The 25492-nt window shown below is 40.2% G+C and carries 24 protein-coding genes; 11 read left to right on the top strand and 13 right to left on the bottom strand.

The features are described 5' to 3' along the window. Positions 1-104: 104 nt before the first annotated feature. The 7 genes from P2H89_RS07780 to P2H89_RS07750 all read right to left on the bottom strand — a co-directional run bounded on the left by P2H89_RS07780 (position 105) and on the right by P2H89_RS07750 (position 7415). The gene (locus P2H89_RS07780; RefSeq protein WP_275826044.1) at positions 105-641 is read right to left on the bottom strand and encodes a DUF4468 domain-containing protein; all 537 of its coding nucleotides are present in this window, start codon (positions 639-641) and stop codon (positions 105-107) included. Between the two features lie 175 nt (positions 642-816). After that, complete coding sequence (locus P2H89_RS07775) at positions 817-1221, bottom strand: hypothetical protein (protein WP_275826043.1); 405 nt, start codon at positions 1219-1221, stop codon at positions 817-819. Positions 1222-1614: 393 nt separating this feature from the next. Then, positions 1615-2232: an Abi-alpha family protein gene (locus tag P2H89_RS07770; RefSeq protein WP_275826042.1), complete on the bottom strand. Its 618-nt coding sequence runs from the start codon at positions 2230-2232 to the stop codon at positions 1615-1617. A 23-nt stretch (positions 2233-2255) separates the two neighbouring features. Then, positions 2256-3077 (bottom strand): HNH endonuclease, encoded by an 822-nt coding sequence (locus P2H89_RS07765; protein ID WP_275826041.1) that lies wholly within the window; start codon positions 3075-3077, stop codon positions 2256-2258. 118 nt (positions 3078-3195) lie between these two features. Beyond that, on the bottom strand, positions 3196-4050 hold the full coding sequence (locus tag P2H89_RS07760; protein ID WP_275826040.1) for a hypothetical protein: 855 nt from the start codon (positions 4048-4050) through the stop codon (positions 3196-3198). Between the two features lie 387 nt (positions 4051-4437). Then, positions 4438-5556 carry a DGQHR domain-containing protein gene (locus P2H89_RS07755; RefSeq protein ID WP_275826039.1) on the bottom strand — a complete coding sequence of 373 codons (1119 nt, stop codon included), beginning with the start codon at positions 5554-5556 and terminating at the stop codon, positions 4438-4440. Positions 5557-6146: 590 nt separating this feature from the next. Continuing rightward, on the bottom strand, positions 6147-7415 hold the full coding sequence (locus tag P2H89_RS07750; protein WP_275826038.1) for a hypothetical protein: 1269 nt from the start codon (positions 7413-7415) through the stop codon (positions 6147-6149). 526 nt (positions 7416-7941) lie between these two features. On the opposite strand from P2H89_RS07750, the gene P2H89_RS07745 reads away from it, so the two are divergent. The 7 genes from P2H89_RS07745 to P2H89_RS07715 all read left to right on the top strand — a co-directional run bounded on the left by P2H89_RS07745 (position 7942) and on the right by P2H89_RS07715 (position 16353). Next, positions 7942-8694 carry a hypothetical protein gene (locus tag P2H89_RS07745; protein WP_275826037.1) on the top strand — a complete coding sequence of 251 codons (753 nt, stop codon included), beginning with the start codon at positions 7942-7944 and terminating at the stop codon, positions 8692-8694. Positions 8695-8798: 104 nt separating this feature from the next. Then, positions 8799-9128 carry a helix-turn-helix domain-containing protein gene (locus tag P2H89_RS07740; protein WP_275826036.1) on the top strand — a complete coding sequence of 110 codons (330 nt, stop codon included), beginning with the start codon at positions 8799-8801 and terminating at the stop codon, positions 9126-9128. A 20-nt stretch (positions 9129-9148) separates the two neighbouring features. Next, positions 9149-10126 carry a toprim domain-containing protein gene (locus P2H89_RS07735; RefSeq protein WP_275826035.1) on the top strand — a complete coding sequence of 326 codons (978 nt, stop codon included), beginning with the start codon at positions 9149-9151 and terminating at the stop codon, positions 10124-10126. Between the two features lie 123 nt (positions 10127-10249). Continuing rightward, a complete protein-coding gene (locus P2H89_RS07730; RefSeq protein WP_275826034.1) occupies positions 10250-10636 on the top strand; it encodes a mobilization protein in 387 nt (128 codons plus the stop codon). Next, a complete protein-coding gene (locus P2H89_RS07725; RefSeq protein WP_275826033.1) occupies positions 10633-11637 on the top strand; it encodes a relaxase/mobilization nuclease domain-containing protein in 1005 nt (334 codons plus the stop codon). Before P2H89_RS07730 ends, P2H89_RS07725 begins: the two co-directional genes overlap by 4 nt. Before the next feature lie 20 nt (positions 11638-11657). Then, a complete protein-coding gene (locus tag P2H89_RS07720; protein ID WP_275826032.1) occupies positions 11658-12203 on the top strand; it encodes a hypothetical protein in 546 nt (181 codons plus the stop codon). Between the two features lie 211 nt (positions 12204-12414). Further along, complete coding sequence (locus tag P2H89_RS07715) at positions 12415-16353, top strand: dsDNA nuclease domain-containing protein (RefSeq protein ID WP_275826031.1); 3939 nt, start codon at positions 12415-12417, stop codon at positions 16351-16353. A 199-nt stretch (positions 16354-16552) separates the two neighbouring features. On the opposite strand, the gene P2H89_RS07710 is transcribed toward P2H89_RS07715, so the two are convergent. The 4 genes from P2H89_RS07710 to P2H89_RS07695 form a co-directional block, all read right to left on the bottom strand. After that, positions 16553-17035: a Fic family protein gene (locus P2H89_RS07710; RefSeq protein ID WP_275826340.1), complete on the bottom strand. Its 483-nt coding sequence runs from the start codon at positions 17033-17035 to the stop codon at positions 16553-16555. A 548-nt stretch (positions 17036-17583) separates the two neighbouring features. Continuing rightward, on the bottom strand, positions 17584-18138 hold the full coding sequence (locus P2H89_RS07705) for a hypothetical protein (RefSeq protein ID WP_275826030.1): 555 nt from the start codon (positions 18136-18138) through the stop codon (positions 17584-17586). A gap of 58 nt (positions 18139-18196) precedes the next feature. Beyond that, on the bottom strand, positions 18197-18541 hold the full coding sequence (locus tag P2H89_RS07700) for a hypothetical protein (RefSeq protein WP_275826029.1): 345 nt from the start codon (positions 18539-18541) through the stop codon (positions 18197-18199). Positions 18542-18612: 71 nt separating this feature from the next. Beyond that, entirely contained in the window at positions 18613-19368 is a 756-nt protein-coding gene (locus P2H89_RS07695; RefSeq protein ID WP_275826028.1) for a sigma factor-like helix-turn-helix DNA-binding protein, read from the bottom strand. A gap of 152 nt (positions 19369-19520) precedes the next feature. Here P2H89_RS07695 and P2H89_RS07690 point away from each other — a divergent pair, with 152 nt between their 5' ends. From P2H89_RS07690 to P2H89_RS07675, 4 genes are all read left to right on the top strand, one after another. After that, the gene (locus P2H89_RS07690) at positions 19521-19745 is read left to right on the top strand and encodes a helix-turn-helix transcriptional regulator (protein WP_275826027.1); all 225 of its coding nucleotides are present in this window, start codon (positions 19521-19523) and stop codon (positions 19743-19745) included. A 44-nt stretch (positions 19746-19789) separates the two neighbouring features. Beyond that, positions 19790-20581, top strand: coding sequence for a hypothetical protein (locus P2H89_RS07685; protein ID WP_275826026.1), 792 nt, complete (start codon positions 19790-19792; stop codon positions 20579-20581). A gap of 252 nt (positions 20582-20833) precedes the next feature. Next, positions 20834-22114, top strand: a complete 1281-nt coding sequence (locus P2H89_RS07680; protein ID WP_275826025.1) for a hypothetical protein — start codon at positions 20834-20836, stop codon at positions 22112-22114. A 40-nt stretch (positions 22115-22154) separates the two neighbouring features. Further along, positions 22155-23234, top strand: coding sequence for a DUF5677 domain-containing protein (locus P2H89_RS07675; RefSeq protein ID WP_275826024.1), 1080 nt, complete (start codon positions 22155-22157; stop codon positions 23232-23234). 68 nt (positions 23235-23302) lie between these two features. Here P2H89_RS07675 and P2H89_RS07670 read toward each other — a convergent pair whose 3' ends face one another. Both P2H89_RS07670 and P2H89_RS07665 read right to left on the bottom strand, forming a co-directional pair. Then, a complete protein-coding gene (locus P2H89_RS07670; protein WP_275826023.1) occupies positions 23303-24856 on the bottom strand; it encodes a trypsin-like peptidase domain-containing protein in 1554 nt (517 codons plus the stop codon). A gap of 200 nt (positions 24857-25056) precedes the next feature. Continuing rightward, on the bottom strand, positions 25057-25410 hold the full coding sequence (locus P2H89_RS07665) for a hypothetical protein (RefSeq protein WP_345799363.1): 354 nt from the start codon (positions 25408-25410) through the stop codon (positions 25057-25059). Positions 25411-25492: the final 82 nt, after the last annotated feature.

Genomic DNA, 25492 nt, shown 5'->3' with positions numbered 1-25492 from the left:
CTAAATATTCTAAAAATGTCATAAACCTTGTGGAAGTCGCAACAGCTCGATGATAGAGTAACGCAGAGGTGGCAATCTGTTCAAATTTGATCAGGCGCATAGGATCAGAAGTCTGAAGTTGACTTCTCCATGAAGTCATTCAATCCGACAACAATTTGCGACATTGTTGTATTTAGTTCTTCGCGTTGGCTGATCCAAATTTTATCCATAATATCCTTACTGCGATAGCCCTTAGTGGGGTATTCATTGGTGACCAATAGTGGTCCGGAGTATTTAAAAGAAGCGGGATCTTCTTTCTCTATGAAATTTGTGAATTCATATTTGTATTTTCCTTCCTTCAGGTAAATTGAGATATCAAAGTTGTAACTGATTGGGATTTTTGACTCTTTTCCAAAAGCCTTATACCAGTGGTACGATTGAACAACGCCTTTCGCCAATATTTCACCGGTTTCCTTATCCGAAACACGAATAATAGATCTTGAGTCTTTAAAACTCCTGTTAAACCATTGTCTGGCTCTAATGTATAATTCTTCCTTTTTTACAGATTCAATATTGACCACGCCGGTGTATGTGACAACTGAATCTTTGTTTTGGGCAGCAGTAATAAAAGGGAATAGCAAGCAAAAGAGTAGGCATTTCATTGAACGCTCATTTAGTTGGCAAATCTGGTGATTTATTGACTAACGATAAATACCTGGATAAAGGTATAGATGGGCAACAATATTGAGCGAAGTCAAATAAGACTGTTATGTCTGGTCCGTTTCAGGTATACCGAATTATGTTCTTAAAGATACCTGACACCTTTGAGGTATATCTCTATGTAACTCGTTTGAAAGCAACCAGACACCCGATTTCCCAATAAATGTACTCACCAATAACCTGCTCATCATGTGTCCAATCTCCTAGTTTCAGTGTCATTAGCCCAAAATCAGCCATAACCGGATTGACGCCTGTTATCTTCCCGTAACAATGGTAGGCTGCCCGCTCCGAAGCCTTATGCATGCCTGTTTGATGGTCCTTGTTTCTGGAAAAAGTATTCTCCCAGCTGAAGTTGGTTTCCCCACCATCAAATACAACATCCACATCATCGCCGATATCGAATGTGGCACCCCAAAAGCAGGCATCAATGGTATCGCCGGAAGGAAATAATAGGGTGACAATGCCGTCGTATTCGTCGGTATATTTGACGTTTTCGACTTTTACTGGATAGAACGTACTCATTGGGCTCAGGGTTTGACCATTGTAAAAACTCCGTAATTACCTCGCTCCGCTCGGCAGTCCGACGAAACCGGGATTGCCTCCGCTGCGCTCCGGCCATCCCTGGATGGGGGCTAAAATTAAAACCAGGTTGCCGCCACGCTCCTCATGGCCCCGCAATTTTCCTTTCTCCACTTTCCCGAAAGCAAGCTTTCGGAACGTTCCGAAATGAAAATTGCCCCCTGTCGGGGGCAACCTGCTTTTAATTTTCAGCGGAGAGAGAGGGAGGCGAACTCCTTTCCTACTCTATGATAATCAATTTCGGTTAGCCTGCTGATTTAGGGTGCTCCATGGATGACGCGAGGTGTCCATTTGTAAGAACAAATAAAGGTAGAGTAAATACACCAAAATAGAAATTTAATCCTGAACACGACATGCTTCGATGAACTTTAACCCTAACCCAGTTGGTATAACAGGCGACTCATTGGAATGACTGACTCGCAATTCTCTAATTAGACGAAGCCTTTTTAAATTATCGAATGTTAGATCAATTTCTGGAATATTAGTAAATGCCATGGGTATTGTTGTACGACCGTTTAATTCAATTCTAGTGCTGCCCTGAAAAGGGATCCGGGTAGTACAAGCCTCAAGGATGACCTCGAATACTTGAGCATCTTGTTTTGACATTTCTTTTAGAATACCCGAAAAAAGTGTTGATTGGATTTTGCTATCACTTGCAATGGTATTTACGAGTAAGGAAGCCCATTTCTGTTGCAGCTCCTCATCATCCTCAAGTGAGCATCCCTCAAGAAGTGGGGCCATTACTTTTAGCGAAACTTGCATTGTACTTATGCCTTTTTCCTTTAAAATATTCTCGGCGTTTTGTATTATTCTAATTTGGTTTTTTAACCGCCAAGATCTAACGGTGTCTACTAGCAAGCCACCAACTTCTTCTAGTGGTGGAGAAACTACTTTTTGTATGAATGCTTTAGCGACTTCGATTGCCGTATCAATTGGTTTAACGCTAATTTCCATTGTTTCGGTTTTTAAATTAGTACTCAAAAAGCTCTAGCTCCTCCGAGGGGCGGAATTGTAAAGGTGGTTCCATTAAGTGTAATTTCTAACGTGTTATTCTTTCTATCTATAGTTGTGCTTCCAAGATCAAACTCTTTATGATGGTTTGGGCAAAGTAAGATTATATTCTCCAATGTCTCGTGACCATGATTGTGTTTTGCTTGTATATGGGCCGCTTCAATGTAGCTAGATCCGTCCCTTTTAAGGATTTTATGGTTACAGATTTGGCATTGATAATTTCCCAACTTCTTGATTAGAGTTATTATGTAGTTGTTACGCTTATATTTTACACCATTGACTTCAACTAATTCAATATTTTCACTCTCAAGTTGCCTTATTTTCTTCAGAAGTTCTCCTTGATCTAGACCGTCAATATTCTTGTCAATCTGGCGTTGTAATAGCTCTTGCTCAAGTCCGCCGTCATTCCCGTCGTTTGAAATTTGATAGAACATTTGCAGTACTTCTCTTAACTTTAGAAGCCTTTTTCTGTAATGTCCTTCATAGTATGCGATATGTTTTGTTAAAGAAATTACGGCTTTCTGTAGGTGAGGTTTTCCGTAAAGTTCGTGGATGTGCTCTAGGAAACAGTTCGCATAGAATGCATTCAGCGTGCGCTCGAACGATTCACCTTCCATTAAATACCGAAAGTCGTTTATTAGATCGCCTGCAGTGTTGCTGTTGAAGCCGTAGTTAGACACAAGAATTGCCTTTCCCTCACTGTGTCGTAACTTCTTGACATATACGTCGTTCGCAATTTTAAAAGCGTACAGCGCGTAGTGGTCTTTAAGTTTTTGCCTTGTTGTCATTTGTTTCGCACGCTTTTTTCTTTGAGATTATTGTAAGGATTTGATGACATTTGGGGGAGTATAATGGACGTAAATAGGGCGGTTAAGTGTCCGCTAGTTTAAAATCTGAATTTTCCTGTTAGCGATTAAAGTCATCATTAAAATCGTCATTGAAGGTATTGCTGTTGGAATGGCAATTGATTTTCTCAAACCAAGGGTACTCTTTTTTCGAGTCCAATTTTGTCAAATAACCTATTGAGAGCAAGATATCGCTTTCTTTAAAAAAGTTTGGGATCCCTATATAATTAATCCCAATTTTTGGCTTATAACTTTGTGTGAATATATTTACGTATTCTCGCTCCGATTTTACTTTTACTATCTGCAAATATAGACATGAAATTTCTTTAATTAATTTAGGGTTTGTGATATTTATCTTTAGTTCTATCTCTGAAGATGTTGTATCTGTTGGACAACTAAATTGGAAACTTGAGCTATTATGTGCCGACGAGGTTGTTCCTTTGAGGTTGGGGAATAGGTCATTAATATTTACAACTTCATTGTATCGGCTTACATTTATAATCTCTGCATTTGTTGCCTTTAGAAGCTCATTTGCTTTGCCAAGGACTTCTGATTTTTTGCCAGAAACATATTCCTGCTTTTCAATTTGTTTTATCAAGAAAGCGACTTGTGATTTGTAATATTTTAGGCTGTCTAGCGTCGGGTTTCGCTTGTCGTTTATGAGAATATCATAAGCTCGAAGTCTTGATTCCAGTTCTGCATATTTTTCATTTTCGGTATCCAGTTGGCTAGAATATGTATAAGTGAGAACGATAACAGAAAATAGGATGGTTCCAACAGCGAATAGTGGCGCTAGTTTTTTGAGATTTGATCCAGATTGGGTTTGGAATTTTTTGCCCAAGAACACAATCATTGTAACACTTGTGATAAGGAGCAATATCGAAGCGATAAATAAAAGGTCGGGAATAGGAATCATAACTAAGATTTAGAGGTTTTGCCTTTGTTCTTTCCAAGCATGGCTGTAAGGCTTCCGCTCCAACTTAATCCAGCAAATATTGAAGTGCGGAGGTTAGTAGGTTCGAGCAACACGTAGGCCAGTAATGCACCAATAACTGGTAATAGGAAGAAATCAATTCGAAAATAAAGTGTATCCGATTTATTGGGAAGGATGCGTTCCAAAAAAGGTTTTGAACCAAGGAAATCTTTCGAATATATTGATAAGACGTGGCCACATAAGGCGCCTATCCAAGTGAGGAAAATTGAATTGGTAATAAGGGTTGGTATCCAATTTAACATATTGAATCTGTACTTATAAGAAGAATTGGTATGTAGTTTTTATACAAATTGTATCAATTTGTGCTATCTAATCACCATTCATTATTTGTGTAAATAATTCGTCTGTAGAAATTTGATTTACATCTTTTAAGTGCCGGGCTACTTTGTTACTTATTTCTAGCGCGCCACCTCGACCCGACATTCCAGGGAAGCTACCTTTATTTGACCAGTCCCATTTTTTTCCTGACTCAAGTGTTGTTAACATGGTTTTAGTGTCAAATTTGTTGTTTAGCAAGACTCGGTCAATAACTTGAGCCCCCAAAAAACATATCGCCCAAAAACCAGCTCCCCTGAGAATGATATATTCTTTTGGTTTTGACCATGCTTGAGGTTGCCATTTTTTAACAGCAAGGAAATAGTTTTTAATTACTTTGTATTGTGCTTCAGCATCACTTAGTCTGGGTAACTGTGTCGATCTTGATAACATGTACTCGAGTCCTGTTTTAAGTGCTCTCAGCGGTATGTCGGCTCCAATAGTTTTTTTACCTCCTTCAAAAATTCTCCCGGCCAGAGGGCTTTTTGAGTCTTGGCTTAACTTTTGCGCAATAAATAAAGCGGGGTTTCTTTGTTTTAGTTCTTGCTCGGGAGTTAGCCTGACATCAATGCCGTCAAGGTGGCTGGTGTTCATCGGCTTTTGATTCTTATTAATATCTTTGAATAGTTGAATTTCCTCATTTCTTGTTAGGTTAAATGCAATACAAAACGAAACAAGCTTTTCGATTTTAGTATATCCCTTCTCTTTCCCATCTGCAAAATGCAGCCTATGGTTGCCATCTATTCTTGAAATTACAATACCCTTTTGAGCCGAGAGTTTAGCTTTGTCAATCTCCAGAATTCCGATATCATCGTATTCGTCTGACAGCGTCTTAAAGGTTAGAGCATCTTTCGCTCTCGCACATAAGAATACCTCTGGCCAAAAACCAAGGTCGCTGTTTTTTACATACTCAAATGCCTCCTTTGCATGCTTGGGGCTTAAGTCGCGCTGCGTCCCTTTTGGGTTTTTTTGTTGATCATAGATGTCAGCTTTGGATATTTCTGACAAATCTGATAATTTTGCATATCCTCTGTAGACATTCACGCCCAGCACCCTTCCTCTAATAACTGGGAAGACCAATAAATCTTGTATAGTTTTTTTGATTTTTGGCATCTTATTTAGTTGAAATTTTTAACGTTTTAATTATTCCGGATGTTCGTGAAACAGATTCATTTATTGACTCCAAAATTACACACATTGTAATAAAATAGCATTGTAGTTCCTGGATAAATGATAAAGGGTCTTTAAAGTACCTAGACTTGGTTAGTCGATATGATTTTCTACTAATCAACATGTTTTTTAAGTCGTTGCAATGTTCTCTAACAGGCGATTTGCTAACATCGAACTCTATACTATGAGCGCAAAGATTCCGTAGCGCCCTTATCTTTTCTAAAGTCTTGTAGGTGGACAAATCTGTAATACCAAGCCTATATGTAATTTTAATCCTTGCCGAGAAAGTTGTTAGCGGATTGTCACCCTTAAGTAAATCGTCATTCTTTTTATCTAAAGGATCCAAAAGGTATTTCGACAAAATATTGTAAAGTAAATCGTCGATTTTGGAAGCGCCAACGATTATGATCGGTCTTGGTAATCTTTCGCTAAGCAAGTCCTCAACGAAAGAGTCAAATTGTTCGGTATTCATTATTTGTTTTAATCTGTCAAATACTGTCGGCGCTCTTACGAAGCTCGTTGTTGTTAGAGAATTATGTGGGGAAATCAGACACGTTTACTGTGACTTGTTTAAGAATCCCATTTACCCATTTTCCAATTCCTTTTGTTTCTATATAGAGATTGTTATCCAAGCTTTTTGTAAAAATCGTACCATGATAATCTCCTTTCCCTCTAAGATGAAGAGAAATCTTAATTGTTCGATTGTCAAACTCAAAGTAGGCGCTTCCGTTTCCCGATTCCCTATTCAACGAATATACCCGGATCCTATAAGGTTTATCTGTTTCATCAAATTTTATAATATCAACAATGTTGCTATCTTCCGGTCTGAACACTTTATCGGACACTGAGTTGTAAAAGTCGGTATTTATTAGAGCTACAGGGATCGCTTCTCCGTTTCCAAGATTGTTGCTAATTTCAATTCTATTAAATCCTTTGTAATCTAAACGTTTTACAGAATCTACCGAGTAAGTGATAAGGTCAATTACTTTTTGTTCAGAAATCGCCTCCGTAGTTGTGAAATTTCTACTTGTATACAGATACTGGAATTCGCTAAAAAGCTTCCTAAAATTATCAGTAGCGCTGTTCACGTCTTTTAACGCATCTTTGGGTTCATTAGGCAATCTTTCGAACAGATATGTCAGAAATCGGTAAAGAAACTGACGTATATCCTCGGATGACTTCGTAAATAGGCCGAATGTTTCTTTAAGTTCAATTCTAAAATTCAATTTAAAACTTCCGGCTAACGCAACTTCTGAATATATTAATGGAGTAATTTGTAGGTCGGGAAGGAATTTTGTAGCGGAATCGAGCAATGAATAAACTATGCTATTAGTATTGCTCATTACTAAAGGTTCTGCCTTATTTGAATCAGCGAGCGCCCCTTTAAGGCTAAACGTATACTCTAAGGAATTTTGTTTTATAAATGGGGGACAATATGATTCGGGTAATGGAAGAAAGGTACTTGGTATTTCAGAGAGTGGAACCAGAGCTTTGTTGAGTATTTCATTATTGTAGCTTCTGTCTACAATAAATACAAGTTGGCTACTTAAAATGATATCTCTTAAAGTTATTCTTTGATTAATAAAATCAAATAGGGTTACATCTGTCACAAGCGTGTGAGTGTACCTTAGATACAACTCTTCATCGTCCTCAAAAAGAATTGATCCTAATAGTTTAGTGCCGTACTTATTTGTGCCTGTATAAAGGAGATTGTTACTTCCATCGTTTAATAAACCAATAAAGTCGTCAACGATGTCGTATAACCCTTCTGGGTACGGGTATTTATTTAGTAAGCTAAACATTATGCAACTCGTTAACAGTTATAAGGTTTACCATTGATAGGTCAAATGTATCGCATTTATAGAAGTCATGATGATAATTATTTGTATTGCTCGGCGTGTGTTTCACAACGCCTGCGTTTTCATTAAACTTTATTATGCTGATAAAAGGTTTGTACATTGGTGCCAAAGGGAATAGCGATTTGTAAATTTTAACAACTGTTTCCTCCGTATTGGAATTGTAAATGGAAATTGATACACCCTTGTACGAGCACACCGTAGCACAGTCAGTTGCAGGAAGGTTACGGCCCTTTTCCCAATAAGATTTAAAATCTTGTATCCGAAGGTCTTTTTTCATTGTCTTAATTGCAAAAAAGTTTTGATCGTCTGCTAGTGCATCTAGTATGCAGTCACACCCTTGGTCTAGGTTTAGATTGTTAAATTTCATCGATTAAGTTTAAACATAAAGTATTGCTATAAAATAGAGAATCTTATTTTGGCTGCCAACTATTTTATCCTATTATTTGTATCTTCAGGTAAAACTACGTTTATGCGTCGTCTTCATCCTAAACGATTGATCTCGGTCATGATGTTCGACCTCCCTCTGTCGCCAAATTACATCTCCACGGAGTTTTCGCGGCTACACGAATATCATCAGGTACAGGATCAGGACTGGCCGTTTCAGGCCACGCGCGGTAAAATGGCGGCGGAATACTGGTTTCGCCATGTTTTAGCGAGTTTTGCGGCTATACTAACGGGCGGGGCTTTGGTGTCGACATTGTTTGTTTCTGAATGGTCCCAGGCTTTGCCCGCCCTTGTCTTAGTAGGGGCGATTACTTTCCTAACGCTAACAGGCATTATATATTATCCTGCTTATAAGTTTACCTTCCTGCCATACCTGGAAACGGTCATTTCAAAAAAGGAGGCTCAATTGATCAAAATCAAAGAAGAGCCGATAAAGCGATGCAAAACAACCCAGTTCTCAATCCCGACCCTAACGGTCATCTTCTACGTTTTCTGTAAAATCAGCAAATCCTCTTTTCTGCCTACAAATGACGAGTCCGCAGCGCTCCTCAACCAACTTTTCGGCGTCACCAACAAAAGCCTAAAAGACAACCTTAGCCGCCTCGAACGGCCGGCCAGGATTTCTGACCGGGAACGGGCAGAAATGAGAAAAGCCATCGAGGAGGCCGCAACCTTCTTCCAACAGTTAAATAACCCAGCCGCTTTAAAGGAGCTCCACCTACTAGAAATCCAGTTTAGCAGTCAAGCGCCTTCCAAACTCACCGACTCCAGCAAATAGCCAACTTTTCCGCATACTATCTTCCGGCTTCCCGGAAGTCTAAGTATACTTAGCTTGTTTTTGCCTGGCTCGCAGGGGTATGTTGCATGCCTAAATCATTTGCCATGCAAGAATCTCTGAAACCAAGTAACCAGGCTACCCCGATGTTATTCCCCATCGAGCCTGCCCAATTCTGGGCACAAGTCCGTCTCATTATCCGCGAAGAGGTCAAAAAGCTGGAAGCCCAAATTCCCGCTCCTGCCCCGCCCCTTTTAGAAACTCCGGGGCTCACTCACAAACCGCTTCTAAAGATTGCTGAGGTGTGCCAACTCTTCCAGGTCACCAAACCCACCATCTACGACTGGATCAAGCACGGAAAGCTAAAACCCTTCAAAGTCCGCTCAAGGGTCTTCTTTCTCTCACAGGATGTGCAACAGCTCATCCAGACGGGCTGACCCCTATTCAAACGAATTTGGTGGATTATTCAACCATTAAACCATTCCGTATGGAAAAGAAGCTTTCGTGTACCGATGCCAAAAAGATCGACTTGGTTGAATTTTTGGCAAAACTGGGCTACCGGCCCGAAAAATTAAGAAACGACGATTCCTGGTATAAATCGCCGCTCCGGGGGGAAAACACCGCTTCCTTCAAAGTGAGCAAAAAGCTGAATTGTTGGTTTGATTTCGGGACAGGCCAAGGCGGTAACCTGATTGACTTCGGCGTCCTTTATTTCAGGTGTACCGTTAGCGAGCTTTTGCAAAAGTTACAGGGTATGGGCTTCGGCCCTACCCTTTCCTTTCACCAGCCCATTTCCGCGTTTTCAGCCCTGGCCGCGCTCGCCGGCCAGGAGGCTGGTGAAAAGAAAACAGAGCGTCCCGGTAAATTAATCGTTCTGGAGGTCGGCCCGCTCACTTCTGGCCAGCTCGTGGAGTATTGTGAAAAGCGGTGTATTCCGCTTAAAATCGCACATGCCTACTGCAAGGAGGTTTCTTTCGAATTGTACGGGAAAAGGCATTCGGCCATCGGGTTTAAAAATAATGCAGGAGGCTATGAGTTACGCTGTGATAATTTCAAGGGAAGCAGTTCTCCCAAAGCTCCTACATTTATTAATAATGGCAGCCAGGTTGTTGCCGTATTCGAAGGCGTTTTCAGCTTTCTTTCCTTCCAAATAATGATACAGGATCAAAAGCCTGCCCTGACAAATTTTCTGGTACTCAATAGCCTTTCTTTCTTCCAATCGGCCAGGCTAACAATGGACGCTCACCAGCAGGTACACCTATACCTTGACAGAGATCCGCCGGGCCAGAAACACGCGCTCCAGGCTATTCAACGGGCCCAAGAAAGGTATATAGACAAGAGCCAAATCTACGTCGGGTTTAAAGACTTTAACGAATACCTGGTCAATAGAAACACCAAGCACCAACAGGTCGCTCGTAGGGGGCTGCGCGCTTAGTCGTTCGGGAGCCAGCTATGTTTCGGTATAACCGAAACACTGGCTTCCTCATCCTGGCGGATTCGGAAGGTCGTTTTTCTCATCCCGCTCAGCGCGGGATTCGAAAAACGAAAACCAGAAATCATGAAAAATGAGGTAAACAAACATACAGGTAATCGTAAGGGAGGCAGGCCAAAATCGGCCAACAAAAAAGGCTGCCTATTGGGTGTAAAATGCACCCAGGAAGAAAGACAACTGATTGAAGAAAAGTCTAAGCTGGCTAATCTTTCTATTTCAGAATACCTCCGCCACATGGGCCTTACCGGTAAAATTGACAGGCGTGAAAAGAGCTTGCCGCCCGAGGTTTTGCAGCTTATGGGTACCCTCAATCACAGCGCGGCAAACCTCAATCAGATTGCTAAAAAGAGAAATGGGATCGAACCGCTTAACGCCATTGATAGAGCCATACTACAAACACTCGCTGGACAATTCAAACAGATTGTCTGGGATATCAAAAATTACCTCCAATGATAGCAAAAGTTGTAACCGGAAAATCCTTTCGTGGGTGCCTAAGTTACTGCCTGCATGATAAAGTTGAAGAACTCAAGAATGAGCAGGTCATGAAAGACCGTGCTGAGGTGATCATGTTCAATCAATGCGGCGGAACAGAAAAGGAGTTGATCAGGCAATTTAATGAGGTCCGCCAATTAAACCCGAAACTATCGAATCCGGTGCTTCATATTACCCTTAGCCTGGCGCCCGGTGAAAAACTGGAAAAGGACAAACTGATGGACTTGTGCGAAGAATGCGCGCGGGAAATGGGATTTGCCAATAATCAGTATGTGGGCATTCTGCACAAAGACACCAACCACCAGCACCTACACATTGTAGTCAACCGAATTGGGTTCGACAGGAAAACTGTAAGCGATAGCAACAGTTATAGAAAAGTTGCCCAATACTGCCGGAAAATGGAACTGAAGCACGAATTGCAACAAGTGCTTAGTCCGAGGCAGTTTTTGTCAAAAGAGCAAAGGTTGATTCCACGGCAGGATCTGCGCAAAGAACAGCTGAAAACTCAAATTAAAGGGATGTTACAGAAAGCTACCAGTTACAGCGAATTCGAGCAAGGCATGAAAGCTGCCGGGTACCAGGTAATTAGGGCGCGGGGCATCTCCTTTATTGATAACAAGAAGGTGAAGATAAAAGGCAGCGAAGTCGGCTTTTCACTGGCTAAGATCGAGCGGATACTTTCTATAAAATCTCCGACAATAAAGCGGCAATTGCTCTATACTGCGCAAAACTCAGAAGAAGCAAAAATTAGCGGCTTTTTGAAGAACAATGGTGGTTTTGCGCAAAAACAACAAAGTGCCCCAACTCACTCACCTGTCGATCAAAAGGAGGCTTCCGAAACTGAGGCTCCGATAGTGGCTAACGACATGCTTTTAGCATTACTGCAAAAGCAGTACGAAGGACAAATACCATCTTATGCTGAAGATCGGAAAAAGAGGCAGCACAAGCCTAAAATTAAGTAAACGATAAAAATGCTGAAACCATGACAAAAACTGAAAACATGGAAGATATGGACGAGTCATCCATAAAGCTCGTTTTGGCCGAATTTGGCGAAAACCAGGAAAATCTGATAAACGAGGTCCGGGAGCAAAAAATCATAATAGATCGGATTTCCCGGCAGCTTGCAGCGATGGAAGAAAAAATGGAAATTATGGAAAGAAGCCGGCTGAATGACCGGAAAGGCGATCAGGTCACCCTGCAGGCAGGTTTGAGGGGAATCCATGCCCTCGTCCAGGAGCAGCGCAAATCGGTTGTCCATGAAAAGCGGTACCTGTTTTTCCCGGAACATAACATGAAGCAGTTTGTGAATTTCATCTACGGCAGACTGGCTTTATGGCTGTTGGCCGTATTATTTGGGGCGTTCCTGCTAAAATGGCTTTGGCATTGGAGCGACGAGCGCGAATGGACGAGACGGGAAGAATTAAAAACATTCCGCTACCAACAAGCATGGCGAGACTTGTATCAAAAGGAAAGCAAGGCTAACAGACGAAAGATGGATTCTGTATGGCAGCGGAGTTGGCACGATTGATATTCTGTTCAGCATGCAATACCGAGTTTGGTCACAATAAGGCATTAGGAATTGCAGTATTCCGAATTAATTAAGCGTACTTGAACCCTCTAGGCCTCTACGCCGGAGTAACCAATTTTAGGCTAACGGTAAATCAGAAGCTGGAAAATGCCTCGATAGTTTGGTGTGAATCTAAAGGAAATGCTAAATTGGCGTCCTGAATTCGATATCGATGAATAAAAAGATTAAGACGAAGAAAAGCAATGGCACTCCGTTAGTTGTACAAGAAAGCAGCATTGCTGATTTAAGAACTAAGAGAATAGGTGGCTCGATCAATTTTAGAGGAATAGAATTTCAGTTGTTGTATGCTGTGCATACCCTTCTTTTTAAACTCACGCCTGACAGTGATAGATATATTCATTTAGAAGGAATTGAAGATATAGATATTCTAGAGGACGTTTACAAAGAATATGTCCAAGTGAAATCATCCGTTAATCAGATTGATGCAGGTAAACTGTGGGGCTTAAATGTATTTCAGAATTTCTTGGAGGTATATAGTAAGGAACCAACCTCCCTATTCCGACTAGTACACAATACAAAATTTGCTAAAGGCAACCTGGATATAATTACTGCTTCCCATGCGTCTGAAACCACTGTGCAATTTTGGAGGGAGAAGTTTGAGGAAGCTGGGTATTCGATTTCTTCCGAAAATGTAAAGACCTTTTTTAAACAAGTTACCATAGAAGCCTCCAGCGAAAACAAATTATATGGAGAAATTGTAACCCTTTTATACAAGAGATATTCGATCAACAAAGATACCGACTCAAATTTTATCAAGGCCCTTTTCTATAATGTCTTTCAATGGTCAAAAAGCAGAAAATTAGTATCTGTCAATGATCTTGACCAGTTAATCCAGTCTGTAAGAGACGGATATGCCAAATTTCCTTCTAATCCTGCGTTACAACACAACTGGATTACTGAAGTTTCTTATTCTTCCGGCAGTTCTATATCGGCAGAAGATTATTTTGAAGGCAAAGCTGCAAGACCCGTGCATATAGCCCTTGGCTTGCCAGTAAAAAGACCAATATGGGAATCAGAAATCAAAAGAAGCCTGGAGGATTTCAATATTACTGTAATTAAAAGTTCAAGTGGCCAAGGTAAGTCAACACTTGCCTGGCAGGTTGGGCAAACGCTTAGTTTACAAGATCATAAAGTATACCAGATTAATTACTGCCCCGATTGGGAACAGGCAACCGCTGTATTCGATTTTGTAGAGACGAGATTGAAAATCGGGGAAACACCTTTGGTTATTGTTGACGGGCTGAATCGCTCTGTTGCCGGGTGGGAAGTATTGGCAAAACTTTGTTTAGATAAGCCGGTAAAAGTATTAATAACAGCACGAGAAGAAGATTGGGTTCGTTACGGAGCTGATGTATCAAAGGCAAGCTTGAATACGGTCAATATTAAATTGACGATGACTGAAGCTGAAAATATTTTCCAAGAGCTGCATAAGAATAATAAGACTCACAAGGATATACGTTTATGGCAGCCTGCTTGGGAAAAAATTGGACAGAAAGGTTTATTACTAGAATATGTTTACCTACTTACCAGTGGTGAGATGCTCAGTGATCGGCTTGGGTACCAAATGGCGCAGTTACAAAAAGAACTAAGTGCTCCTGCAAAAACTGAAATCCTTCGATTGGTATCATTGGCTGATGTTATGAATATCAAGATTCGAACAAGCAAACTGACCAACTATATCAATAATTCAGTCCGCTTTGAGACAGATCGCAACGAAGTGTACAGGCAACTGGAAAAAGAATACTATCTAAAATTTGGATTGGAATATATTGAGGGATTGCATCCTGTCAGGTCAAAACACCTTACTGATATACTTCATACAAATATTGAAGTATACGAATCGCTCCTAATTCTATTAGAGCTTATTGACGATGAAAGCATTTACGATTATTTCATAGAGGCTCCCACCTTTCTGAGTCAAACAACTAAAGAGCGCTACTACAGAGAGGTTGCTGTTATATTGGCTAAAAGAGACTTTTCAGCAATGGTGTACTCAATCGACGGGTTGATGCATTATGAACCTGCCCGTTATTGGAGGGAGAACAAAGATATTTATGACGAAGTCTTTGCAACAGGTGGGATTCAGTTATTTGTTTATGATTCGGTTCCTTTCAAAAAGTTGAATACTTTAGAAAAATTATCCGGATCAATTGGGGACATCCTAGGCAACAATATTCATTTTCTTGTAACAAAACTTAAGGAGCTCAGTAGTTATAACTTTTCCCAGTCAGATGTTTTAATCCTGATACGGCATCTCCATGCCTCATTAAATGAAAAGAAAAATATACAAAATTTAGAGGGAATTGTTTTTTTATCCAAATGGTTTAAAAAAGCAGGATTCGAATTTCCGGATATCCTTGATTTAAACGAACAAAAGCTATTGGGGGTATTGCCAACGAAAGAAATAGGCCAGTCCGCGGATCTTTTTCAGTTTTTCAGTATTACACAACCTATAGCATACAAAAAGATGATCGGTTCACACCGTGAAACAATCATTGGTTGGATAAAAAGAAAAACAAACACCCTTGCAATTAGTGAAGTAGGCAATGACATTCATATTACTTACCTGCTGGATGAAAACGCAGACAAAGCTAATGAGTACAGCGTCTATCGGATAAATATTGTCCATTCCTTCTTTCCGGACTATGCGCATTACTGCACAGAAGTAAAAGTTCTGCCTTTCCCATACGAGGAAATCTTTAATGTAGTTATACAAAATGGAAGAAAAGCGATACCTAAAGAAAACCTCTTTGACGACTTCGACATACATATCAATCAGATATGGTCAAAGACTGTCCTGATGAATTACACATCGACTTCAGTCTATGAGTGGCAGCGGCAATATTTTGATTTCAGAAAAAATTCTATTGAGGTCGTCAGGCTATGCGTTAGGATATTTGAATGCATCCTAACAAAGAATTCATCAAGGCTTAAAACCGTAATCAATGACTGGGAGCATAGTGCAAATAGGCATCTTTCTATTCACCAAATTTTAAAGAAATATCCATCCTATAACCCCAAATATTTTGAAAAGGAAAAGTTTACGAAGGAAGAAGGAAAGATAGAAGGCTTCTTTAATTCTTTCAGGAATTTTCTCAACCAAATGACAGGCATTTTTTCGCCCCGGCAGGAACAAGACAGAAATTTGCCCATTGTCAACCTTAAGGATGCTGTGTATAAACTTCCAGAAATGCAGTCAGCTTTCAATAATATAACTGATAATAGTTATGGTTATTTCCCGTTCGAGTCGATTGTTGGACAGGAAAAAGAATGGTATACTCGGCTCTCTCATACAGCACAGTTTTATGTTAACTATGTCAAAACAGGAAGCACAGAAAAGATAATAGATACAATGCGTTCCGTAAAGCAATGGTGGGAGGCAGAACTGAAGGAAAACTTGGCAGAATTACATGCGATCATAAAAGGCTATGAAGAATTATCGCCGTTTACCTTCTTTTTACCCACCGAGATAATCGAAGAGAATAATTTGAGAAGCGTTGGCATTGCTGTTCAGGGTTGCGATCTTACGAACAAGCGACAAAATGACCTTTTTGATCTGTCGATGGGACTGCATAAACTTACTGAGACAGGTATTCATTTTTTTACATTTGTTTTTGTAGATAGAAATGAGGGAGTTGTCGGATCATTGCGATTTGCTAGTGAATATTTTGAGAGATTTAATACATTAGTTGAAACCGGCGAGTTTAACCAGGAGGAGAGTTTCTCTCTGGCCCTCCCGATAATTCCTGAAAAAACATTACTTGAAAAAATAGAGGGGGACATTCATTTAAAAACTGTTGTTGCAGACAAAAACGATGAAGACTACTATAAGACGATGACGACCATGTGGAAATTATCTGAATATAGAAAAAATCTCTTGTCATCGCTGCCAGAAAAAGAGTGGTTGGAGGAGTACGAAAGTATCTTCTCTGGCCTTATTCGAAACTATGTTGACTCTTCGGAAAATTCAAACAGCGAGCCTTGTTCTCCGACCAAAGAAGACATTACTAGATTCCTTGATAGAGAAATAGATTATTCGAAGGAAAAAATAGTTTCCTTTATGCTCGATAGATTTGTATCCAAAAAGTAGATGGCTACTTGTGGTTATTTGTGTTAGGTTTTCTGCTCAAATGGCTTTGGCATTGGTCGACAGCGGGAATGGACAAGGCGCGAGGAATTGAAATCTTTCCGCTACCAGCAAGCCTGGAAAGACTTATATCAAAAGGAAAGTAAGGCCAACTGGCGAAAGATGGATTCTGTGTGGCAAAGGAACTGGAAATACTAATATCCTATTCCGAATGCAATACCGAGTTCGGTAACATCAAAGCAAAGGGAAACGATTTAGTATAATCCAGGGAAGGGTATTCCAATCCTAACGCCCTAATATTGGTGTAGTAAGTGTCGTGGTGTAAGTAGTAGAACTTTTCGGACTGCAAAAACCAGGCTTGTGGGCCTAACTTCTCCGCAAGGAACCATTTTTCAAGCAAACGGGCACTTCGCCCATTACCATCGTTCCATGGGTGGATCTTTACAAATACCAGGTGTACCATGCTGGCAAAGTAAAAGGCTTCGGATATGGACATTTTTGCATCCAATAGCCTTTCCAAATCAGCATAGAATTTATCCATCTCTGCAGATATTTCAAACGGTGAGGCAGCGACATATTCAATACGACCGTCTTTGGTAGTCACGTACATGTTTTGGTTTCTGAGTTTTCCCAAACAATGGGCAGGCATTATATGCTGGGCTAATTGTGCATGCATCTCTGCGATCGAGGTTTTGTCAGGCCTGCTAGCCGATGCAAACTGATAAGCTAGGTATAAATCATCTATTTTACGGGTAAAATCGGGTTGAAACTCAATATGAAACCGCTTATACTTAATATAAGAATCAAGCTCTATTGGCTCTCCCTCTATTTTGTCGAATAAACAGCCGCAACAGCGGAATAGAAGCTAAAACCTTCTGTAGACAATCGGGCATCGTGTAGAAGTTCAAATGCGGTTGCCAACTCATCCTCAGAAAGCTCAAATTGGTAGGCGCTCAGTAAACCTGTAGGAATTATCTGTAGTTCAAATTGCTGCATGCCGAATGATAGGGTTATACTGCGCTAAACTAAAGAAAAGATTCTAAGTCAATTCGTTATTTAAGCATTTCAGTAAAACCAGAAGATTTGAAGAAACTGGAGCGGAACTCGCACCATGCTGAAAGAAAAAGGGGATGGCCATTTTGACCACTCCCCTTCTAGCCCACCCTCCTCCCAAGAATGGGCTTCAGTGATACCCAGGGAACGGATTCTAATTACCTTCGCATTGTAGATTGCCTACTCATTGACTTCGTCAGATTTTTTCTCGTGGTAGTACATATAATACGCCGCACTCACGAGGTCGGTTATATTTTCAAAAAGGGCGATCATGCGCCTTCTTCCTTTTTTGGTTTGTCTGGCAGATTCTTCAGATAACCCCCATTGAAACATATCCCACAGATCTTCCCTTATTTCGTAGGGTTCATAGGCAGAACATAAGCAGAAAACACTCTCTTGAGCCGACTGACGCCTGTCAACCCACTGGCGGGGAAAAAGCGGAGACTCAATTGCTATTTCGGTAATCACACCTTTTTCCTTTGCCGCAAAAAAAAATCCTTCAATGAGGTCATTAAGGTGCTCATAAGTGTAGCTCAAGTCCAGGACGTCATTTTCCGTAATGTATCGCCGGAGATTCAATGCCGCTACTTTAAACATTTTGTAAAAGTCAACTTTCATTTGATTAACGTCATATCTGGAGAAGACAGCTCCAATTGCTTTCCAGGGATCATATTGGTCAACAATGCGGCATTGGTATATGCATCCGGCCCGAAGGTTAATTTCGTGATTGTACATGAGGTTATTTGTTATTTCATAGATGGCTGAGTAAATCCCCCAATGGCTATTTGCACATTCAGGGCTGGTTCGTAGCCGATTTAGTGCAGTTAGAAAGCAGTGCTTTTTTATTCAATTTCTTTGCACGGCGGTCTGCCCTACGTTTCTGCAGGTAGGCGGCCTCGATCAGTTTTTCAATGTTTTCGTATAAGAATAGCAGATTACTACGTTCTCTGCCGGTGTTGAAATATTCATTTGAACTTGTCAGGCCAGCCGACAACCATTCCCACATGGCTTCCTTAACATTCTTCAGATGGTAATTCATAAAGAAATCGACAACGACGAGGTTGGGGTCGGTGATTTCTTGCGGATTTAGCCGAAGTATTCTGTTACTTTCTTTAGTATGACGATGTTTTGTTTTCATGACTATTTTGTTTTAAGCAAGTATTGCATGCCTTGAATCCTCTCATGTATTCGCCTTTTGTTGAAGTTGCCCTATATGTCGGGCTCTTTCAGTCCACAGGTAGAGTTACTGTTCAGGATAGCCTCAATCAGCTTCATTCCCGTATAAAATTGACTTTCGACATTCGCAACCGGAATGTCAAGGATTTGGCTGATTTGCCCCTTGGTCAATCCATGGTAGTAGATCAACTCAATGATCTTCTTTGATGCTACAGGTATCATGGTGAGGATGGCGCGAAATGCTCCTTGGTAATTGGTTTGTGTGTTATCGGAAGGCCAGGCGTCGTTCTTACGCAGGTGTTGAAGGGAAATGCTATGTGCAAGGTGAAACAGCCAGATAAAGAGACTCTGCTGGGTCCGATCGTAGCTGTCGATTTTGTGATAGGCACTTTCAAATGCCTCCAGTAAAACTTGGGCGGCTAATTCCTCTTGGGCCACTAAATCTATAATGAAGCCATACAGCCTTGCAGAATACTTGTCATAAAGCTGTAGAAAGGCATCCTTATCGCGTCTATACAAAAGGTCGATCAATTCCTGATCGTTCGGGCAATGGCGTTCCTTCTTCATAGTCAAATGAAAATTGGTGACAAAAAGATATTTGCCGCTAACCAGCGCGGTAATCAGATGACGAAAGGAATTCCTGTAACAGAGCCGTCTACGAGAATGGAAATAGTGGAGACTGCCTAAAAAGAAGAGGCGCAGGTCTCGACCTTGCTGCCTGGGACCCGTCGGAGGGTTAGGGACAGACAAAGAAGAGCCCACGCCGTAACGTGAGCTTTCTTCTTTCATCTCATCCCTGTTGAAGTTCCGACGTTCCCAGGCGAGAATCCAGAAGCAGCTTAATGTTTTAAGGCTGCAAATGTAAATCGAAGATAGATAACTTTTCAACAGGTACCAAGTTTGGTACCGTTATTTTTTTGAATCTTCAGCACCTTTCGTCTATGAAGAGCGAAAAGGATATAGAATTGTTGAAGCAGTTAGGCTTACATGTTAAAAAAATACGGCAGGAAAAAGGGCTATCTCACCGGCAGGTTGCCGCCGCCTGTAACTTGGAACACCACCGAATAATCGAGATAGAGCAGGGAAAGGTGAATATCACTTACACTACACTTGTTGAATTGGCGCAGGGCTTGGGAGTAACGCCAGTGGAGATGGTGCAAATTTAGCAATATTATTCCCGCACAACATAAGCAATCAAAAATAACCCTCAATGAGTAATAACCCTAAAGATATAGCTCTTGAATACTTAGAGAGGAATGGATACCCTTTTGAAATGAAGGTTGCTCATAAGTTCCAAGCTGCCGGATTTGGTATTCATCAGTCGATATATTTTGCGGACCCTTACACCGACAATGTTAGGGAAATCGATTTGCTTGCAATGTCCAATTTCAACAAAGGTGGGGTTAACTTCAACATCTTTTTTATACTTGAATGCAAATATGCTGCTACCCCTTGGATAATATTCTCCTCCATAACAAAAGGTTTTCCGCAATGCTACGTACATAACCAGAATGGTAAGATGTGGCTAGATCACTTAGTCACGCAGCCTTTTTTTGAGGAGTTTTTTGAATGTGAAAGAAATCTCGGGTACGGGATGGTGACAAGTGAAGGCAAGCCTAAGCCTCAGCAAGGGAATCAAGAAAATGGTAAAAACGAACATAAGGTTGAAAAAGTAAAGAACAATGCATTTGCTGCAATTCAAGGAGTTCTCAATTTTTTAAAATCTAGTGACGGAGCAGCAAGATTTGGTGCTGGTTCAGACCATAATATTTTTGTGCCGATAATCGCAATTAAGGGAAAACTTATTGAAGCTAAACTTGACAGAAATGAAGAAGTCATTTGTCGAGAAATAAACGAGGCACAGATTCATATAAAGGAGAATATTATGGGCGTAATTCCTAAAATTCATGTGATTACAGAGGAGAAATTAGATACATTTATCGCCAAGCTCAAGAATGATTGCCGACGAATCTTTGAGCCCCCCTATTACCTAGATAGGTGATGCAAGGGTTAATACTCGCATGTTTTAGGGAGGTTTAAAGGCTGAACTAAGCGGGAATTGATGTCAGTTTGCTATGAATAGCTTAATATTCAACACTAATCGAGACAGGGGAATGGCTTCCAATTCCAATTTCTTTTTCTCTGTTTTTAGCTTTACACACATTATCGTTGTTCCATTATGGTGTTGATGAGGGATTGTTGGAGATGCCTTCCTAGTATTGTTCATAATTATTTCACTAATTCCTTCAATGGTATGCATTTATTGAAAGCAGACATTTATGGCACATACAAACCAACGATGTTTTCTATATTGATCAATGATGAGCAGATTTTAAATGAAAAGAACCAGATTAAGGAGGAGTTTTCGAGTATCTTTTTTCATGAATATATTCATTACCTCCAGGACTTCCTGACATCCTTTGGATTGCGGAATATTGCCAGCCTTCTTAGCGAATATTCTCAAATTAATCATGAAATCATCCACTCACCTCAACCATCTTTTAGTGTTCCATTCACGTCGAAGCTGCCCCATGTTCAAGTTGAGACCGAATTGTTTCGATTGCTGTGGGGGACATCGGAATTAGGAAATGATGACAGGGATTTTGTAGTTGTTGGGATGGATTTAGAAGCATTTACATTGAATCCCAAACTTAATCATGAATTAGTGTCTATTAGAATCCTCTACACAGACAATTTTGAGGAAGACGCGTTCTATTTGGGAGCCGTGCACTTTCTAGAGAATATGACTGATCTTTTAGTTAGAAGAAATTATTTAGCGGACGAGACTGTAATCTTTCCCTATAAGGTTATTGAGAAGTTAACACGGTCAATATTTATTTCAGGAAATTTCTCCGACAGAAATCTAATCCTCATTATGGAGGCTGCTCTTGAGTCTCATGACCCAGCCAGGTATTATTTTGAGTTTCATTTATTCTGTATCAATAATAATTTTTCATTCGACGAGCTGTCAATTAATAAGTTCAAAGCAACATATTCAATTTCGTGGAAAGGCCACAAATTCAAGTTCGACAATTTCTATTTTGCCAATGCCATCACGACTAGGAAAGGATTCGAAGCAATATTTATCCACGACAAGCTAGTCAAGCTTAAAGAATGGGCCCAATCTATAATTGGCAATTCGATTAAAGTTAAAAGAAGTAAATTTTCTTTTGTCGAATTATTGGATTATGGCACAGAACCCAAGATATTGGCAAGGCGAGTTAATAGATTTGTAAGAGCGCTGGGAACTCCAATTATTACGGACAAAAATGGTAACACATATGTCATTCCGCCCAAAAACAGCCCAGTTCATGACCATATGATTTACCTCCTTGGGATAGAAGCTGTTATCATAGCCTTACGGGAAAGCCATTGCACCATTTATCCCTACTGCAGTAGTAAAGCTGCCGGCCAGCCTGATATCACTGACGAATCATGTAAAAAATCTCCTTGGGACAGAGCAAAAAAAGAGCCTTTATGCATTTTCGGGCAACTATGGATTATGTGGGGTTTTGTTAAAAAGAAGGTTAGTTAATGATCTTATTTTGATAAATGTTGAGTTTAAAATAATGAACATGGAATTTCAAGGTTTAATTTCAGACGATATTATTCCCCTGCTAGATAAAGTTCTTGAGAAAGTTCGAACAGAATCTAAAGTTTCACATGAGGAAATGGACAAACTCATGCGAGAAGGTGGCGATCAATTTTTTGACATCTTGGAAGATAAGTGCGCCGAGTTCTTTGTCAATAAATACACAATTGAAGAATTTCGTCAACAATATGGAATCGTTGAAAGAAACTCAAAGAAAATTGTCGAATTGCACGAGGAGCTTTTTCACCATTTTTTTTCTTACATACATACTTCAAACCTTGTATACTCGCGATTTATCGACAAACTGCAGAAGTCAAGGATAGAACCATCGAAATTAGAATTTAAAGACTCCTTAAATTTAACCTTTTACGGTAATCTCTGTAGAATGGCTGATCAAATAGGTTTAGAGCTAGTTCATGGATATCCGGATGCGGCCCTTCGCCTCTGGCGGATCTTCTACGAGCATTGTGTAGTAGCAGTCTTTTTAATGAAACAGAACTCGAATGAGCTCGCCGAAAGATTTCGGGATGTGACATATAAAGAAAATAAGCGCTCAGTCGAGAGCTACATTAAGCGCCATGAAATATTGAAGTTTCCTGCTATCAGCGAGGAACTTGTTAACGACGTTATGAGGGAATATGAAGAAGCCAAAGGTAACTACCAAAAGGACTTCTTTGACAATGATTATTCCTGGGCTAAACCATTCTTGAATGGAAAGGGGAATTTTCTCGCGATTGAAGAGGCCGCAGAAATGGGTCGTTATAGGCCCTTTTATATCTGGGCATCTACAAAAGTGCACCCGACATATAAAGGTGTTATGGACTTTAGGGACGATAACAATAGTATTGTTTTGAATTTCGTAACCGTTCAGGACACTAGGCGCCGATCTTTGGTTGACCCGGCCCAATTAACACTTGCTACTTTCCATGAAGTTAACAGTCATTTTTTGCACCTTTATTCAGGTCATGAATATACAGTAAATCTGATGATGTTTCGAAAGATCCATGAACGTTTTCAGGGTACTATTACTGATGAAAAAGTAAACTCAACTCACAACTCTTAAAAAATTGGGATTAGTCTTTGATAATGCAGGTTTCCCCCAGAGACCAAAGTTTCAAGAAGTCACAAATATCAGTTCACAACAATTAAACAGACAAAGTCTTTTAAGACTTTAATTTGATCCTTCAGTTCCCTGCCAGCAACTTGGGAGGAGCTGTTGATTTTTGACCGGCTTGGCAACATGTTGTATAAATTAAGCAAGTATGCTGATTTTATTGCGTAATTGACATTTTCGACTTCAGTTCCAACTGCCTTGCTATTTAGCCGCGCAGATGTGATGCCAATGATGTTGCCTTGTTTATTAAAAAGGGGGCCTCCACTATTTCCGGGCTGAAGCGGTACAGAAATTTGATAATACCTGATATCATCAGCGATGCCGGATTTGGAGCTAACTATGCCATCATTTACTTTGTAGTTGGAACCCATTATATCATTTAAAGGATAGCCAATAGTAAACACCTTTTCTCCGATCTCTGCGTCTTCGATTATTCCAAACGGTAAATTGGCAAGACTAGTAAAATTCTCATCCTCAATCTTCAGAATGGCGACATCATTTTTATTGTCAATAAGCAAAATCTTTGCTTTGTATTTAGAATTTCCGGTTTCATGTGAAATTGAAACAGTTATATTTTGACTTCGTTCGACTACATGAGCATTTGTCGCTACCAATCCGTCAGTCGAGATGAAAAAGCCACTTCCTGATGCCTTAATTTTAGTTCCAGCATTAACATTTCCGCCGTTTGAACTTAATGGAAACATTTTAACAAATTTGTCTTGCCTTTTTTGACCAGTTTGGTTGTCTTTTAATTCTATAGTCAAAATAGCGTCATCGTCAAAGGATCCAAAGGTTTCGTATGGTCTTTTGTCTCCCATGTACCATTTTACTGAGAATAATCCAGTCATTGAGCTTTGCTCAAAATAAGCTTTTACTTCACCTGGCTGCCATGCTCTGTATTCGGCATCTATAATAATCATCTTGTAGGTCGTTCCAAATTTTTTGATCGCCACCTTGTAGTATGTCATTCCTTGGGCTTGGTAAGATTTGTATATCCCTTCTAGTGGGTCAATTGTTGTTTCGGAAAAATACTTCTTAAGCGTCTCTTCATTTTCATTTAGTTTTTCAACTGGAGGTAAGCTCCCAAAGAGCTTCGATTCAAAAGTTGACTTTTCGTCAAATTTGTACTTATATGAGCTGAAATCTCTTAGAGATTCTTTGGTTGCTTTTCTCCAACCTTGCTGAAAGGTTAACACTAACGCTCCCGTTGCTCCTTGCGAAGTATATATTGTCTGACCTTGACAGTTAAGTATTTTCAAGTATAAGTAATCGGATGCCGCTTGGTATGCGTTATTTGTATGATCGATGGTGCAAACGGCTGTAAGACAGTTAGCAGGAGTACCCTGTGGAGTAAGGGTAACTGCGTCTAAGACGGCAAGGCCTGAGGCCATTAATTTTTCTTTTACAGAATTCCTGATCCCCCATCGATCACTTGTGCCGTCTTGATAAGTTAGCGGCGGAAGGTAGATGTACTTGTAGCCGTTCAGAACAGTAACGTCCCTCTGTGCAAATGATGAAAATGCTAATGCAAGCAGTAAGCAAGCAACGAGAGGTTTTATTAGGTGCTTCATATTGCACATTGTTTAGGTTGGTTATGGTAACTGAAGTAGCAAATGGCAAAATTGAATAGCTCTCCAATGATCGTAAAATGTATTAAAATGGATCAAAAGTTCATCATATGACTGTCGTGTCTTGTGGTGGCCGCAAACGTTCAGCTTTAAAGGTTAGCGAAAGGGCGACATGCCGTTTGCGTTCGGCCGGTTGCAAAGCGTCAAAAATCAAGGGTCGACTTCGTCATGAACTCTTTTAACCCGGCAACAATTTGCGACATTGTGGTATTTAGTTCTTCGCGTTGGCTGATCCAAATTTTATCCATAATATCTTTGCTTCGATATCCCTTTGTGGGATATTCATTGGTGGCCAATAATGGTCCGGAATATGAAGCGAGATCGCCACTCTCCATGAAATTTGTGAATTCGTATTTGTACTTCCCATCCTTCAGGTAAATAGAGATGTCAAAATTGTAACTGATTGGGATTTTTGACTCTTTTCCTAATGCCTGATACCAGTGATTTGATTGCACAATAGCTTTTGCTAATATTTCACCAGTTTCTTTATCTGACACCCTAATTATTGACCTTTAGTCTTTGAAGCTTTTGTTAAACCATTGTCTGGCCCTGGTATACAACTCTTCTTTTTTAACTGAA

This window comes from Paraflavitalea sp. CAU 1676, from assembly GCF_029223285.1.
Classification (GTDB): domain Bacteria; phylum Bacteroidota; class Bacteroidia; order Chitinophagales; family Chitinophagaceae; genus Paraflavitalea.
Note: the sequence above shows the minus strand (reverse complement) of the source record. Positions and strands in the feature narration are given on the sequence as shown.